Source organism: Lentzea sp. NPDC004782 (assembly GCF_040609115.1).
Taxonomy (GTDB): domain Bacteria; phylum Actinomycetota; class Actinomycetes; order Mycobacteriales; family Pseudonocardiaceae; genus Lentzea.
Map to the genome: position 1 here is coordinate 1 of NZ_JBEXJN010000070.1, position 15357 is coordinate 15357.

Annotated in this window: 15 protein-coding genes; 9 read left to right on the forward strand and 6 right to left on the reverse strand. The window is 71.6% G+C overall.

Translation table 11 applies throughout. The features are described 5' to 3' along the window. Positions 1 to 115: 115 nt before the first annotated feature. Both ABZV40_RS39940 and ABZV40_RS39945 read right to left on the reverse strand, forming a co-directional pair. On the reverse strand, positions 116 to 1234 hold the full coding sequence (locus ABZV40_RS39940) for an acyl-CoA desaturase (protein WP_355454296.1): 1119 nt from the start codon (positions 1232 to 1234) through the stop codon (positions 116 to 118). Between the two features lie 55 nt (positions 1235 to 1289). Further along, entirely contained in the window at positions 1290 to 2345 is a 1056-nt protein-coding gene (locus tag ABZV40_RS39945) for a ferredoxin reductase (protein WP_355454298.1), read from the reverse strand. A gap of 86 nt (positions 2346 to 2431) precedes the next feature. On the opposite strand from ABZV40_RS39945, the gene ABZV40_RS39950 reads away from it, so the two are divergent. Next, on the forward strand, positions 2432 to 3586 hold the full coding sequence (locus tag ABZV40_RS39950) for a helix-turn-helix domain-containing protein (RefSeq protein WP_355454300.1): 1155 nt from the start codon (positions 2432 to 2434) through the stop codon (positions 3584 to 3586). A gap of 89 nt (positions 3587 to 3675) precedes the next feature. Here the strand turns inward: ABZV40_RS39950 and ABZV40_RS39955 are convergent, their stop codons facing one another. Together ABZV40_RS39955 and ABZV40_RS39960 are read right to left on the reverse strand one after the other, a co-directional pair. Beyond that, positions 3676 to 3882, reverse strand: coding sequence for a hypothetical protein (locus ABZV40_RS39955; protein WP_355454302.1), 207 nt, complete (start codon positions 3880 to 3882; stop codon positions 3676 to 3678). A 108-nt stretch (positions 3883 to 3990) separates the two neighbouring features. Further along, positions 3991 to 6696, reverse strand: coding sequence for an AAA family ATPase (locus ABZV40_RS39960; RefSeq protein WP_355454304.1), 2706 nt, complete (start codon positions 6694 to 6696; stop codon positions 3991 to 3993). A 221-nt stretch (positions 6697 to 6917) separates the two neighbouring features. Here ABZV40_RS39960 and ABZV40_RS39965 point away from each other — a divergent pair, with 221 nt between their 5' ends. From ABZV40_RS39965 to ABZV40_RS40000, 8 genes are all read left to right on the forward strand, one after another. After that, the gene (locus tag ABZV40_RS39965) at positions 6918 to 7238 is read left to right on the forward strand and encodes a hypothetical protein (protein WP_355454306.1); all 321 of its coding nucleotides are present in this window, start codon (positions 6918 to 6920) and stop codon (positions 7236 to 7238) included. Next, positions 7235 to 7621, forward strand: a complete 387-nt coding sequence (locus ABZV40_RS39970) for a YceI family protein (protein WP_355454308.1) — start codon at positions 7235 to 7237, stop codon at positions 7619 to 7621. The genes ABZV40_RS39965 and ABZV40_RS39970 overlap by 4 nt, the downstream gene beginning before the upstream one ends. Before the next feature lie 133 nt (positions 7622 to 7754). Beyond that, positions 7755 to 8555 carry an IclR family transcriptional regulator C-terminal domain-containing protein gene (locus ABZV40_RS39975; RefSeq protein WP_355454310.1) on the forward strand — a complete coding sequence of 267 codons (801 nt, stop codon included), beginning with the start codon at positions 7755 to 7757 and terminating at the stop codon, positions 8553 to 8555. Between the two features lie 76 nt (positions 8556 to 8631). After that, a complete protein-coding gene (locus ABZV40_RS39980) occupies positions 8632 to 10059 on the forward strand; it encodes an amidohydrolase family protein (RefSeq protein ID WP_355454312.1) in 1428 nt (475 codons plus the stop codon). Continuing rightward, complete coding sequence (locus tag ABZV40_RS39985; RefSeq protein ID WP_355454314.1) at positions 10059 to 11195, forward strand: CoA transferase; 1137 nt, start codon at positions 10059 to 10061, stop codon at positions 11193 to 11195. Before ABZV40_RS39980 ends, ABZV40_RS39985 begins: the two co-directional genes overlap by 1 nt. Beyond that, on the forward strand, positions 11188 to 11958 hold the full coding sequence (locus ABZV40_RS39990) for a citryl-CoA lyase (RefSeq protein ID WP_355454316.1): 771 nt from the start codon (positions 11188 to 11190) through the stop codon (positions 11956 to 11958). The genes ABZV40_RS39985 and ABZV40_RS39990 overlap by 8 nt, the downstream gene beginning before the upstream one ends. Positions 11959 to 11961: 3 nt before the next feature. Then, positions 11962 to 12831 (forward strand): dioxygenase, encoded by an 870-nt coding sequence (locus tag ABZV40_RS39995; RefSeq protein ID WP_355454318.1) that lies wholly within the window; start codon positions 11962 to 11964, stop codon positions 12829 to 12831. Continuing rightward, entirely contained in the window at positions 12816 to 13763 is a 948-nt protein-coding gene (locus ABZV40_RS40000; RefSeq protein ID WP_355454320.1) for a zinc-binding alcohol dehydrogenase family protein, read from the forward strand. The genes ABZV40_RS39995 and ABZV40_RS40000 overlap by 16 nt, the downstream gene beginning before the upstream one ends. Here the strand turns inward: ABZV40_RS40000 and ABZV40_RS40005 are convergent. Both ABZV40_RS40005 and ABZV40_RS40010 read right to left on the reverse strand, forming a co-directional pair. After that, positions 13760 to 14272 (reverse strand): hypothetical protein, encoded by a 513-nt coding sequence (locus ABZV40_RS40005; RefSeq protein WP_355454322.1) that lies wholly within the window; start codon positions 14270 to 14272, stop codon positions 13760 to 13762. The genes ABZV40_RS40000 and ABZV40_RS40005 overlap by 4 nt on opposite strands. Further along, positions 14265 to 15356: a hypothetical protein gene (locus tag ABZV40_RS40010; protein WP_355454324.1), complete on the reverse strand. Its 1092-nt coding sequence runs from the start codon at positions 15354 to 15356 to the stop codon at positions 14265 to 14267. Before ABZV40_RS40010 ends, ABZV40_RS40005 begins: the two co-directional genes overlap by 8 nt. Position 15357: the final 1 nt, after the last annotated feature.

A 15357-nucleotide genomic window follows, 5' to 3' on the forward strand; every position in this document is an offset into this window, starting at 1 on the left:
TCCACGTCAGGTGCGCGGCGACGTGGATGAAGGCGCCCTTCATCCACACCAGGTGGAGGAAGGAGCCCTTCATCGACGGCGAATGCGCCGGCCGGCACGGCCAGTTCCAGGCGACTCAGGCCGCGACGAGCTCCTTCTCGCGGTCCGGCGTCTTGACCTTGGGCTTCTTGTTCGGCAGCGAGAGCCGGAAGACCTTGCGCCAGGCCGAGAACACCTGCTTGGGCAGCGGCCCGGTCACGTACTCCAGCTCGTACTTCTCGAACAGCGCGCGCACCTTCACCGCGACCTCGGCGTAGCGGTTGCTCGGAAGGTCCGGGAACAGGTGGTGCTCGATCTGGTGCGACAGGTTGCCGGTCATGAAGTGCATGGCCTTGCTGCCGCTGATGTTCGCCGAGCCCATCATCTGCCGCAGGTACCACTGGCCGCGCGTCTCGCCGTTGATGGACCGGCGCTCGAAGACCGCCACGCCCTCGGGGAAGTGCCCGCACATGATCACCGAGTGCGACCACAGGTTGCGGACCAGGTTCGCGGTGAACGTGGCGGCGAGCGTGGTGAGGAACGACGGGCCCGACAGCAGCGGGTGGATCACGTAGTCCTTGAGCACCTGCTTGCGGATCTTGCGGCCGACCGCCTTGGCCCGCGCGCGGAACTCGGGGTTCTTGCGGCGGCGCTTGTGCAGGTTCTTGCCGAGCTCCAGGTCGTAGGCGGCGATGCCGTACTCGAAGAAGCAGGCGTTGATGAAGTTCCACAGCGGCTGGCCGAGGTGGATCGGGTGCCACTTCTGGTCCTCGTCGACGCGCATGATGCCGTAGCCGAGGTCGTTGTCCTTGCCGATCACGTTGGTGTACTTGTGGTGCAGCTCGTTGTGCGAGTGCTTCCACTGCTCGGACGGCGAGACGTGGTCCCAGTCCCAGGTGGACGAGTGGATCTTCGGGTCGCGCATCCAGTCCCACTGGCCGTGCAGGACGTTGTGACCGATCTCCATGTTGTCCATGATCTTCGCGACGGACAGACCGGCGGTGCCGATCAGCCACGCCGGCGGGAAGATCGAGAACAGCAGCACCGCCCTGCTGGCCAGCTCCAGCTTGCGCTGCGCCGAGATGACCTTGCGGATGTAGGCGGCGTCTTTCTCGCCGCGGCTCGCGATGACCTCGTCGCGGATGGCGTCGAGCTCGCGGCCGAGCTCCTCGATCTGCTCCGCGGTCAGGTGGGCGGTGGGGTCGATGGCGGTCATACAGCTCGCTTTCGGGGTGCAGTGGCTGGGGGAAGGCCACTTCGCGGGGGGAGGGTCAGCGTTCGAGTTCGCAGGGGCCCGCCGCGGCGGACACGCAGGTCTGCACCAGGACACCGGGCTCGGCCTCGGTGATCTCGCCGGTGCGCAGGTCGCGGACGGCGCCTGCCTTGAGCGGGGTGCTGCAGCCGAAGCAGATGCCCATGCGGCACCCGGACGGCATGAGCACGCCTGCCTCCTCGCCGACGTCCAGCAACGGCGTGGCGCCGTCCGCGTCGACGGTCTTGCCGGTGGTGCTGAAGGTGACCTCGCCACCGTCGCCGACCACGACGACGGACGGGCGGAAGCGCTCGGTGTGCAGCAGTTCGGACCGGCCGTGGCGGGCCCAGTGCTCCTCGGCGGCGTCGAGCAGGCCCGCGGGCCCGCAGGCCCACGTCTCGCGCTCGGCCCAGTCGGGCACGAGCTCGCCGAGACGGGCGATGTCGAGCATGCCGTCGGTGTCGGTGTGCAGCTCGACGAGGCGGAGGCTCTCGTCCGCGACCATGTCGTGCAGGTCGTTGCGGAAGATCACGTCTTCCTTGCGCGGGGCGGAGTGGACCATGACGACGTCGTCGAGCTGCGCGTCGCGCAGCATGCCCATCGCGGGCGTGATGCCGCTGCCCGCGGTCAGGTAGAGCACCTTCGCGGGCTTCGTCGCCGGCAGCACGAAGTCACCGGTCGCCTGGTCGAGCTGGATCACCGTGCCCGGCTTCGCCCTGCGGACCAGGTAGTTGCTCACCTTGCCGTCCGGGATGGCCTTCACGGTGATGGTGATGCGGCCGTCCTGGCGGCTCGTCGGCGAGGTCACCGAGTAGGCGCGCCACAGGCGCACGCCGTCGACGTCGACGCCGATCCGGACGTACTGGCCGGCTCGATGGCCTCTCCAGTCCTTGCCCGGCCTGATCACGACGGTCGCGGCGTCGGGGGTCTCCCGGTGCACGGCCTCAATGCGTCCTCGCAGGTCAGCACCCGCACGCAGGGGGCTGAACAGGTCGAGGTAGTCCGACGGCAGCAGCGGCGTCGTGACCATCTCCAGCAGTTTCCACGCCCTGCTGCGAAGGGCGGTACTCGTCATGACTCCAGCTTGATGCGCCTCAGGGCGTAAAGTCCTGTCCGCAGGACGTGAATCTGGTCGGCTGAATTGTTCGCGGGGAACAAAACGTGAGCCAAGCAATCCGGAGGGCCACCGAACTGGCCCTGGACGAGAGGACCATCACCGCGTTGCGGGCGGTGCTGAGGACGACCGCGGACGAGGTCGTCCAGGCGATCATCGACGAAGTCCCGTCGTACGCCAACGCACTTTCCGGACGCATGGGCGGCACCATCCGCCGCGCCGTCCGCACCGCCCTCGGCCACTACCTGGACCTGGCGGAAGGCAAGGCCACCGGCGGTGACGCGAGCGACGCCGCGTACGAGCTGGGCCGCGGCGAGGTGCGGGACGGGCGCTCGATGGACGCCCTGCTCAGCGCCTACCGCGTCGGTGCGCGGGTGGCCTGGCGCGGACTGGCCGCGGGGGCCGTGCCGGCGGGTCTGCCCGCCGAGGAGGTCGCGAAGTTCGCCGAGCTGACGTTCGCCTACATCGACGAGCTGTCCGCCGCCAGCGCCGCCGGGCACGCCGACGAGCTTGCCGCGCGCGGCCTGGCCCACGAGCGGCACCTGGAACAACTGGCCCGCGACCTGCTCGCGGGCGCGGGCGCCGACGTGCTGCTCGCCGCCGCGCAACGGGCCGGCTGGCAACCGCCCGGCACGCTCACCGCGGTCCTGCTGCCCGCTGCCCAGGCCCGGCCGGCGTACCGCCTGCTCGACCCCGGCACCCTGGTCCTCGACGACCTGCCGGACACCCTCGGCGTGCTGCTCGTACCCGACGCCGACCGCGCCCACCTGCTGCGCCAGCTCACCGGCCGCGCCGCCGTGGTCGGCCCGGCCCGTCCTTGGACCCGTGCGTCCGCCTCGTACGCACGGGTCGTGCGCGCGCGTTCCCTCTCCCCAGACATCCGCGACACCGAGGAGCACCTGCCGGAGCTGGTGCTGAGCGCCGACGTCGACGCCTACGCCGACCTGCGGGCTCGCGCCCTCGCACCGTTGCGCGCGCTGCCTTCCGGCACCGCCCGGCGGCTGGAGGAGACGCTGCGGGCGTGGCTGCTGCACCACGGCAGGCGGGAGGAGGTGGCGGCGGCGTTGTTCGTGCACCCGCAGACCGTGCGGTACCGGATGTCGCAGCTGCGCGAGGTGTTCCCGGATCTCGGTTCGCCGCGCCGGGTGCTGGAGCTGACGCTGGCGGTCGGGCTGGCACGTTTCGCGGAAGTCCGGGCCTGACACGGAGCGGTCTCGTCGAGCTTGCCGCGCAGCTCGTACGCCGGCTTGAGGTCCCGCAGCACCACGGTGCCGTTGGAGCCGCCGGCAGGTCACCCGCGGCCGAGAACTCCAGGTGGAAGACGGCGTAGCCGTCGCCGGTCAGGGCCGTGCCGAGCTGCTGCGGCAGGATCGGTGGCCGCGATGTCGGTCGACGGGGCGAACTCAGCCGTGACGGAGCCCAGCGTGCCGTGCGGAACCAGCGAATCGCCGAGGCGCCGGGGGTGACCGGCGTCCTTGATGTCCCACAGGATGGCCACGCGGTCGGCGTGGCCGGACAGTCCCGGGCCGAGCCGACGTGGACGGGCTGGCCACGCCAGGTGCTCGCCGCCCGCAACGGTGCCGTTACCGCTCGTGCCGAAACAGCGTCATCGCTGGTCGCGCAACGACCAGGCGGCGATCTCGGTCCTGGTGCGCAGCCCCAGCTTGGCCAGCACGCTGCGCACGTGCGTCTCGACGGTCCGCTCGGACAGCACGAGCCGGGTCGCGATCTGCCGGTTGGTCAACGCCTGCGCGATCAGCTCGACCACCTCGGACTCCCGCGGCGACAACGGGTTCGCGGCCTGCTCGGCCGTCCCTATGCGGCGCAGCAGGCGGTCCGCGGCGGCCAGGCGCACCGGGAGGTCCAGCGCCCGGAACTCGGCGGCCGCCTGCGCGGCCGGGGTCCGCGCTTCTGCGAGGTCGCCCAGTTCCACGAGGGCGTGGGCCAGGCCGAGCCGGCTCAGCGCGAGGAACGGGCGGGCGCCGACGCGGGCGTTCATCTCGGCGGCCAGGCGGTAGTGGCCGACGGCGACCTCGACCTCGCCGCACGTCATCGCGAGGTCGCCGAGCAGCTGGGGTGAGGCGCCGCTGCAGAACACCGTGCCGGAGCCGTCCGCGGCGAATCCGGGCTCCACTGTGGACAGTATGCGGTGGACGAGGGCCGCCGTCGCGGTGTCGTCGACCATGACCGCGACCAGGCCGATCATGCTGACCAGAGGCGCCCACAGCGGTCCCACCTCCATCGTGGCGGGCATCGTGCGGAACTCCTCGAACGTGGCGCGCGCCTGCTCCAGGTCGCCGCGCAGGGCGTGCAGGAACGGGGCGAAGACGCGGACCAGCGGTATCTCGGCGGCCTCCTTGAGGGCCTCGAAGGCCTCGTCGGCGGATGCGGCGTCGATGGTGCCGCGGACGTAGGCCATCCAGTTCTGGAAGGCGTAGTACATGCCCTTGGCCGCGGTGGGACCGATGCGTTCCGCGAGAGCGCGGGCGGCCTCGTTGTGTTCCGCCGCGACGGCGAACTGGCCCACCAGCGCCGCGCGGGTGGCGCTGAGGCGGTGCAGGTGCCAACACGCGATGGGGTGCCGGCGTGCGGCGGCGAACTGTTCGATCATGGCCAGCTCGTGGTCGACGGCGGCGAGATCGCCGGCCTGGAACGCCGCGTCCACCAGCCAGACGTGGCCCCACAGCGCGGCGTGGGGCTGGCGTGCCGCGGAAGCCAGTTCCACCGCCCGATGGGCCAGCTCCACGCGTTCGGCGCGGAACTGGGGAGCGCACAACGCCAGGTGCCGGGCGTGGATGCCGTCCAGTTCGGCGTCCGGGTCGCCGCTGCGGGAAGCCAGCTCCAGCGCGGTGGCGGAGAGCGTTCTGGCCAGCTCGCCCGACCCCGTCGTGGTGGCGGCCATCGCGCGGCGGGCCAGCAGCCGGGCGCGCAGGGCGTCCGACGGCTGATGCTGAAGCGCCTGCACGCACAGGTGGTCGGCGGCGGTGAGCAGGACGGCGTCGCCGAGCCCGGTGATCACCAGAGCGGCCTCGGCCATCAGGTCGGGTTCGCCCGCGTCCTGCGCCAGCCGGGCGGCGGTGCGGCAGTGGTCGAGGCTGCTGTCGACCTCGCCGCACAGGAACTCGGCCCTGGCCAGGTCGAGCGTCAGCACGGCACGCTCCCGGACAGATGTCCGTTGGCCGGACGACAGCGCCAGCGCGGCAAAACGGCGTGCGTCGTCATAGGCCAGGTCGGCGGTGGCGGCGCGCGCGGCCTCGGTGGCCCAGCGGGTGCACTCGTCCGGAACGCCCGCGCGGTTCCAGTGCGTGGCGATGCGCCCAGGCGCGCTTCTTGTGGCCGCGAGGGCTTCTGCGCACCGCCGGTGCAGGTCCAGGCGTGTCGACACGGGCACGTCCTGGTAGATCGCGTCACGGACCAGGGCGTGGGTGAAGGCCATGGAGCGGGCTTCCAGCACCCGTGCGGCGACGGCCTCGTCGAGCAGCGGCCCGAGCTCGGACACGCCGGTGACGCGCGCCAGCAGGTCCGGTTCGATCCGCTCGCCCAGCACGCTCGCCGCCGCCAGCACCTCGCGGGCGCGCGGGCTCAGGCCGTCGAGCCCCGACAGCACCAGCCGGTGCAGCTCGGGGTGGACGGTGAGCTCACCGTCGGCTTCGACGCGGTCGAGCAGCATCCGCACGTAGAGCGGGTTGCCGCCGGTGTGGTCGATCAGCCGCGCGGCCAGCGCCCCGGGATCGGCGACGGTGGTGACGCGGCGAACCCAGCCCGCCACGTCCGCGCGGGTCAGGCCACCGAGCCGCAGCACGTGCGCCCCCGGTGCCCGCAGCAGCTCGGGCAGCGGTTCGGCGCGGTAGGTGGCGATGACGACGACGCGGGCGTCGCCCAGCTCCCCCGCCAAGTGGGTCAGCAGCCGCAACGACGTCCGGTCCGCCCAATGCACGTCCTCCAGGACGACCAGCAGTCCGTTCTGGGCCGCCTCGGCGATCAGGGCGTCGGTGGCGTCGGCGACCATCGCGAACCTCGACGTCGCATCGGCCGGGTCGAAGTGGGACCCGGCCAGCACCCGTTCCAGACGCGGCAGGTCCCGGGCCAACCGGCGCCACGGCCACAACGGCGGCATACCGGGGTCGTCGACCGCCTGACCGCGCACCGCCGGAATGCCGTACTCGGCAGCCATCGCCATCGCAGCCGTGGCCAGCGTCGTCTTGCCGATGCCCGCGTCCCCGCCGACGAGCACCAACCGGCCCGTCGCCGCCACCAGCGCCGCGCGCAGTTCGGCCAGCTCGCGGTCGCGGCCGAGGATCGGGACCTCCACCTGACGAGTATCGCCGCCCGGTACCACTTCGGTACGGCACTGCCCCGACCCACGTTGCACTCGCGTTCGCTGTCGATGACGGGTTCCTTCTTCCACCTCGAGTGGAGGAAGGAACCCATCATCGAGCGCCCGGTGCCCGTTCAGTACCGCGCTGCGTACTGGCACTGATCCGCCTCCCGCCCACCCGGCCAAGACTCAGGGCCAACGACAAGGGAGGCACCATGTACGCACAGCTCACCTACTTCGACCGCCCCCGCAGTCCCGAGCAGCTGGCCGCGGAGGACTTCGCGGTCCAGCACCGGATCGTGCCGGCGGCGCTGGCGGTGCCGGGCAACATCAGGACGTACTCGCTGCGGCGCGACGACGGCTCGGCCGTCGTCGTGTCGATCGCCGAGACCGAGCAGGCGTTGCTCGACACCCAGAAGGCGATCATGAGCTCGAAGTTGCTGCCCGGTGAGGACCCGGCGCTGCTGACGGGCGCCGACCGGGTCGAGATCTGCGCGGTGCACGAGGTCTTCGAGCTCGGCGAGGTGCGGTCGTGACCGCCGCCGGTGTGCTGGGTGCCGGGGTGTGGCAGGTCGATCTCACGCGGTCCACCGCGTCGTTCGTGGTCGGCAACCTGGGGCGCAAGGCACGCGGGACCGTGCCCGTCACGGGCGGGACGGTGGAGGTCGGGGCCGACGGGGCGTTGCTCGCGGTGCACGGGACGCTGGACCTGGGCTCGATCGACACCGGGATCGCGAAGCGCGACCTGGACCTGCGCAAACCCGGCCTGCTCGATCTCGACCGGCATCCTGCGATGACGTTCACGGCCACGTCGGCGTCGCCGGTTGCGGGCGGGGTGGGCGGTCACCGGGACGCTCACCGCTCGCGGGACTTCGACGGAGCTCAGCGGGACCGTTCGGCTGTCCACCCAGGAGGGTGAACCGGTGTTGACGGCGACCGCCCGGCTCGACCGGCGGAAGCTGGGCATTCGGGCGCCGCGGTTCATGATCGGCGCGTATGTCGACGTCACCGTCACGGCCGTGGTTCGGACAGATGTCCGTTAGCCTGGGGTCATGCCCCGTCCCGACACCGGCCCCGACTTCATCGAGGCGCTCGCCCGCGGGCTGGACGTGATCCGCGCGTTCCAGCCCCGGCGGCCGGTGATGGCGCTGAGCGAGGTCGCGGCGGCCACCGGGCTGGCGCGGCCCACCGCCCGGCGGATCCTGCTCACGCTGGTGGAGCTGGGGTACGCGCGGCAGGACGAGAACGGGTTCGCGCTCACCCCCAGGGTGCTGGAGCTGGGGGTCGCCTACGTGCGCTCGACCGGGTTGTGGGAGGTGGCGCGGCCGCACATGGAACGGCTGGGCGCGCGCACGAACGAGTCGGTGTCGATCGCCCAGCTCGACGGGTCGGACATCGTCTACGTGGCACGGGTGGCGGTGCCCAAGATCGTCACGCTGTCCGTGCAGATCGGCACCAAGTTCCCGGCGCTGCCGACCTCGCTCGGCAAGGTCCAGCTCGCCGCGCTGCCGGCCGACGAGCTGGAGACCGTGCTCGCGCAGCCGACGCGCTCGGGGCTGACGCCGCGGTGGCAGCCGGGCCGGGCCGAGCGGGACGCCGAGCTGAGGGACGTGCGGGCCCGCGGGTGGGCGCTGACCGACCAGCAGCTGGCGCCGGGGATCCGGTCGATCGCGGCACCACTGCGGGACGGCAACGGCACCGTGATCGCGGGCATCAACGTCAACTGCCACGCAGCGGAGACGTCGATCGAGCGCATGGTCGAGCACCACCTGCCGCTGCTGCTGCAGACGGCCGGGGACATCAGCTCCGACTTCGCGCGGCTCGGCACCGTGCCGCACGTCGTCGTTGCCTGAGCGGGGTTGACGCACGACCGGCGAAGGTTGACGATTCAACGGACAGTTGTCCGCATGCCGGTCGAGGAGGTCCCCAATGGCGGGTGAACGTCCTGTTGTCCTGAGAAACGGCACCGTCCTGACGATGGACAGCGCCAAGAAGGTCCTCGCCGGTCACGACGTCCTGGTCGTCGACGACCGGATCGCCGCGATCGGACCGGCGCTGGACGTGCCGGAAGGCACCGAGGAGATCGACGCGTCGCGCGGCATCGTCATGCCGGGCATGATCGACACGCACCGGCACATGTGGCAGACGGCCATGCGCGGGTACGGCGCCGACTGGACGCTCACTCAGTACTTCGTCTGGTACTACCTGGAGTGGGGCAAGATCTTCCGGCCGGACGACGTCCACGCGGGCAACCTCCTCGCCGCGGCCGAGGCGCTCGACGCGGGCGTCACCACCACGGTCGACTGGTCGCACGGCCTGCAGACGACCGACCACGCCCGCGCCGCCCTCGACGCGTTGCGCGCGGTGCCGGGCCGGTTCGTGCTGGCCTACGGCAACATCCAGGACTCCCCCGCGGCCTGGACGGCCAAGCCCGAGTTCCTCGACTTCGTGCGCCGCAACATCACCGACGACGACATGCTCGGCTTCCAGCTCGCGTTCGACGTCACCGGCGACCCGTCGTTCCCCGAGAAGCCCGCGTTCGAGGTCGCCCGTGAGCTCGGTGTCGCCGTCACGACGCATGCCGGCGTGTGGGGCGCGACGAACGACGACGGCATCAAGCTGATGTACGACAACGGGTTCATGACCCCGCGGTCGATCTACGTGCACGCCGCGACGCTGTCCGCCGACTCCTACCACCGCATCGCCGCGACCGGCGGCTCGATCTCCGTGTCGACCGAGAGCGAGCAGAGCGCGGGCCAGGGCTACCCGCCCACCTGGGCGATCCGCGCACACGGCATCCCGGTCTCGCTGTCGATGGACACCTCCGTGTGGTGGAGCGGTGACCTGTTCTCCGCCATGCGCACCACGTTGGGCGCCGACCGAGCCCGCGAACACATGGCCGCGCACGCCCGCAACGACACCGTCACGCACTCGTCGTTGCGCGCCGAGCACGTCGTCGAGTGGGCGACCCTGGGCGGTGCGAAAGCGCTGGGACGGGACGACCTCGGCAGCATCGAGGTCGGCAAGAAAGCCGACGTCGTCCTGCTGCGCAACGAGAACTCGCCCGCGATGTTCCCGGTCCTCAACCCGTACGGGCACGTGGCGTTCCAGGCACAACGGTCCGATGTGGACACCGTGATCGTCGACGGTCGCATCGTCAAGCGCGACCACCGCCTCGTCGGCGTCGACCTGCACCGGATCCGCGGCGAGGTGGAGAAGACCGTCGACTACCTGCGCGGGCAGCTCGGCGAGGAGGCGTGGGAGAAGGGGATGAACCCCGACATCCCGACCGCGAAGGTGCTGGACAACCCGTACACCTACACCGACTACCGCGGCGACACGAGGACGTCCGTCTGATGGGTGGTCCACTCGAAGGCCTGCTCGTCGCCGACTTCTCCCGCGTGCTGGCGGGCCCGTACGCGACGATGCTGCTGGCCGACATGGGCGCGTCGGTCGTCAAGGTCGAAGGGCCGCAAGGAGACGAGACGCGCACGTGGATGCCGCCCGTGCGCGACGACGTCTCCACCTACTACCTCGGCATCAACCGCGGCAAGCGGTCCATCGCCCTGGACCTGCGGGACGAGACCGATGCCCAGCTGGCCCGCGAGCTCGCCCGGCGCGCGGACGTGCTGATCGAGAACTTCAAACCGGGCGGCCTGGCCAAGTACGGCCTCGACCACAGGTCCGTGTCCGAGGCGAACCCGCGGGTGATCTACGCGTCGATCACCGGATTCGGCTCGGGCCTCGGCTCGCACGTCCCCGGCTACGACCTGATGGTGCAGGCGATCTCCGGTCTGATGAGCCTCACCGGCGATCCCGACGGGCCGCCGTACCGCGCGGGCATCTCGGTTTTCGACGTCATGGCGGGCAACCACGCGGTGATCGGCATCCTCGCGGCGCTGCGGCACCGCGACGCCACCGGCGAGGGCCAGCTCGTCGAGGTGAACCTGCTGTCGTCGGCGCTGACGGGCCTGGTGAACCACAGCTCGGCGTACGTCGCGGGCGGCGTCGTCCCGTTCCGGATGGGCAACGCGCACCCCAGCGTGTTCCCGTACGAGCCGCTGCCGACCGCCGACAACGACCTGATCGTCGCGGCCGCGAACGACGGCCAGTTCCGCCGCCTGTGCGAGGTGCTCGACCTGCCGGACGTCCCGGACGACCCGCGGTTCGCGCGCAACGCCGACCGCACCCGCAACCGCGAGGAGCTGCGGCCGGTCCTGGTCTCCCGGCTGCGCACCCGTGGCGCCGTCGAGTGGTTCGACCTGCTGGTCGCGGCCGGAGTGCCGTGCGGGCCGATCAACACCATCGACGGTGGGTTCGCGATGGCGGAGCGGTTCGGGCTCGACCCGGTCGTGGTGGTCGGGGACGTGCCGACGACCCGGCATCCCATACGGTTCTCCCGGACGCCCGCGGTGTACGAGCTGCCGCCGCCGGAGCTCGACGAGCACGGCGAGGAGCTGCGCGCGTGGCTGAAGGGAGACGCCGGTGACTGAGGCCTACGAGACCGCGCTCGGCGCGTCCACCCCCGACACCATCACCCTGCTGGGCCACGACCTCGCCCGCGACGTCATGGGCACCGTCGGCTTCGGCGAGCTCGCGTTCTGGCTCGCCACCCAGCGCAGGCCGAGCCCAGGCGAGACCCGGCTCTTCGAGGCCGTCCTGGCCGCGCTGGCCGACCACGGTTTCACCCCGACCGCGATCGTCAGCCGCCTGACCTACCTGTCCGCCCCGGACTCGGTGCAGGGTGCGCTGGCGGCGGGCCTGCTCGGCGGCGGCTCGCGGTTCCTCGGCGTCACCGAGGACTGCGGCCGGTTCCTGAACGCCGTGGTCAGCCAGGCCGGGCCGGTGGACGACTGGGACGCGCTCGCTCTGGAAACCCTGCAGGCGCAGGGCAAAGCCCGCATCCCCGGCCTCGGCCACCACGTGCACAAGAACGGCGACCCGCGCACGCCCCGCCTGTTCCAGATCGCCGAGGAGGAGAACCTCGTCGGACCGCACCTGTCGTTGTTCGCCGCGATCGGGCGCGTGCACCCGCAGGTGCTCGGCAAGACCTTGCCGCTCAACGGCGCCGGCACGTGCGGCGCGGTGCTCGCGGACCTCGGCCTGCCGCTGGAGCTGCTGCGCGGCTTCGCGTTGCTCGCCCGCACCGCCGGGTTGATCGGCCAGCTCGCCGAGGAGCTGCGCCACCCGGTCGCCAACCAGATCTTCCTGTCCGTGGACTCGAACACGCGGTCCGTCGCGCCGCTGGAGGAATGAGCAATGCAGCTCGTCACCGAGGACAACATCACCGAACTGGCGCAGCAGCGCTGGGCCACCGCGAAGGACCCGCGCACCGCCGAGCTCCTCACCGCCCTGGTCCGGCACCTGCACGACTTCGCCCGCGAGGTCCGGCTCACCGAGGCCGAGTGGATGGCCGCTGTCCGGTGGCTCACCGCGACCGGGCAGATCAGCGACGCCAAGCGCGAGGAGTTCATCCTCGCCTCGGACGTGCTCGGTCTGAGCATGCTGGTCGTGCAGATGAACCACCGCTTCGACCCCGAAGCCACGCCCGCCACCGTGCTCGGCCCGTTCCACATCGACGGCTCCCCCGAGCTGGGCTTCGGCGGCGACATGTCCGACGGCGTCGCCGGAACCCCGCTCTACCTGACGGGAGTCGTCCGCTCGCTCGACGGCACCCCGCTGCCCGCCGTCCTCGACGTGTGGCAGGCCGACGCCGACGGCGCGTACGAGGCCCAGCTCCCCGAGGTCGACGAGGCCCGGCTGCGCGCCAAGTACCACGCCGCGCCGGACGACGGCTCCTACTGCGTGCGCACGATCGCGCCGAAGGGCTACTCGATCCCGATGGACGGCCCGGTCGGCGCGCTGATCAGCCAGACCGAGATCAGCCACTTCCGCCCGGCGCACGTCCACTTCCTGGTCACCGCCGACGGCCACGAGCCGCTGATCACTCACCTGTTCGAGGAGGGCGCCGAGTACCTCGACAGCGACGTCGTGTTCGGCACCAAGCAGGAACTGGTGGTGGCCTTCGAACCGCGCGAGCCCGGTCCCACACCGGACGGCGGCACCTCCGACGTGCCCTGGCTGGAAGCCCGCTACGACTTCGTGTTGCAGCCGTGCGCGCGGCAGTGATCTCACAGCTCGGCCGGCCGCCGGAGCCCGCCGACCGCACCGAGCCCGCCGTGCTGGCCGACCACGTGGTGGTCGACGTGCTCGCGGCCCCGATCACGCCGCTGGACCTGTTGTGCGCCGGCGGAACCTCGTACTTCGGCGCGCCCGCCACGCCCTACGTGCCCGGCGTGCAGGGCATCGGCACGGTCGGTGAACGCACGGTGTGGTTCCCGACCTCCGCCGGGATGGCCGCGGGCGACGGCAGCATGGCGGAGAAGGCGTTGGTGCGGCAGGAAGATCTGGTGTTCCTGCCGGACGACGTGCCCCCGTACGCCATGGGCGCGCTCGGGTTGTCCGCCGTCGCCGCGCACATGGCGCTGACGTGGCGCGGCGAGCTCGAGCAGGGCGAGTGCCTCATCGTGCTCGGCTGCGGCGCGGTCGGACAGGCCGCGATCCAGCTCGCCCGCATCGCCGGTGCCGGACGCGTGGTCGCCGCCACCCGGTCCGGCCGAAGCCGCGAACGAGCCCTGCGCGCGGGCGCGGACGCCGTGATCGACTTGGCCACCGACGACCTCGCCGCGCAGTTCAGGGAGGCCGCCCCGGACGCAGACCTCCTGCTCGACCCGCTCTTCGGACCGCCCGCCGCGGCCGCCGCCGAAGCACTGCGGCCGGGCGGGCGCTGGGTGAACCTGGGCAGCTCGGCCGGTGAGACGTGCCCGGTCACGTCCGCCACCCTGCGCAGCCGGTCACTGCGGCTGTCCGGCTACACCAACAACGAGCTCAGCCCGCAGCAACGAGCCGAGGCCATCTCGACCGTCGCCCACCTGGCCGCGCACGGGCGGCTCAGCGTCGACCACGAGGTGGTGCCGCTGGCCGAGGTCGCCGATGCCTGGCAACGTCAGTCCGGCGGCACCAGCCACGGCCGGATGGTGCTCGCGCCCGCCCGGAGCTAAGGCGTCCTGGTCCGCCGCCACGCGATCACGATGAACGCGATCAGGCCGAACAGCGGGATCGTGCTGATCGCCCACGACAGCCCCATCGGCGGGCCGGGCTGGTCCATCACCTGGAGGTTCTTGAGCTCACCGGTCGCGGGACCGGCCGGGCCGTCGAGGTCGAACTTGAACGTCCACGTCCCCTGCTCCGGCAGCGACCGCACGTCCAGGCCCCAGACCTCGCGCTTGCGGGGATGGCGCGCCAACGGTTCGTCGTCCACCAGCTTCTCGCCGTGGAGCATCGTCAGGGTGCCCTTCTTGTCCGCGACGCCGCCCTCGGGCGCGAACGTGAAGTCCAGTGACTGCATGGCTTTGATCGGCCACGTGCTGAAGCCGACGGTCAGGTCGTACGGTCCCGCCTGCACTTTCTCGGTGTGGACGACGTTCACCGGCTCGAAGGCGAGCGCCGGTGCGGCGAGGCCGAGCAGGAGGGCGGCCGTGCCGAGCAGTCCCAGCAACGTCTTACGCATGGCGGTTTTCCTTTGCTGGTGCGAGAAGGCGCAGCATGTGCCCGAAGCGGCGGCCGAGCAGGGCGGCGAGGGCACCGAACGCCGCGGCGACGACGATGGTGGCGAGGTAGCGGGCGTTGGCGTGGAAGGGCGCTCCGTAGGTGAGCAGGCGCTGCAACGGCGCGCAGGCCGCGATGAGCGCGCCACCGACCGCGCCTGGGACCCAGACGGGCAGCCGGTGCAGCAGTTCCACCGCCACCGCGACGACGACCAGGCACATCGGGATCATGTTCGGCATGCCGGGGATGCCGTCGGTGTAGTCGCGCAGCGGCAGGCCGGTGGCGTTCGCGTAGACCTCGGCGGCCCACGGCGAGAACCACCAGAACACCGCCTGCAGCACCGCGACCGTCACGCCGACGGCCAGCGCGCCGCCGCGCCGGTCCAGCGCGTGGGCGGCCATCACGAGGATCATCACCGAGAAGAACGCCGTGCCCACGGACACCGGGTTGACCAGCGCACTGGGCACCGCGCGCAGGCCGAGCGACGTCACCATGCTGAACACGAGCAGCGCCGCCGCGCCCACGACCGTGCCGTACGTTCCCCAGCGCTGCTCGCGGGCGACCGCGAAGACCATGACCGTGCCGACCATGGTGATCGAGATCGACAGCAGCAGACCGATGTGCGGTGGCGAGTCGATCACGGCGTCGAAGCCGTACAGGCCGTGCCACCACTGGTCCCACAGGCCGTACACGAGGAACAGGGCCGCGCCGGTGCCGGAGATCAGGTAGCCGACGGGCGCGGCGAACGTGCGGCCGAAGACGCCGACCGCGCGGCCGCCGACGATCGGGTCGACGTCCTTCGCGCGCTTGGTGTCCGCGGTCGTCATCAGCACCACGACCAGACTCGCGAGTCCGGAGATCGCGCTGCCCGCGTACAGGAACAGGTGCGGCAACGTGAAGAACGTGTCCGGTCCGACGTCGGAGTGCCACTGGATGTCCCAGGTCAGGCCGACGAGCGAGATCAGGGTGCCCCCGAGCACCAGGCCCGCCGGCACCAACCCCTTCGGGACGGTCCTCGACGACGGCGCCACGGCCGTGATGTCCATT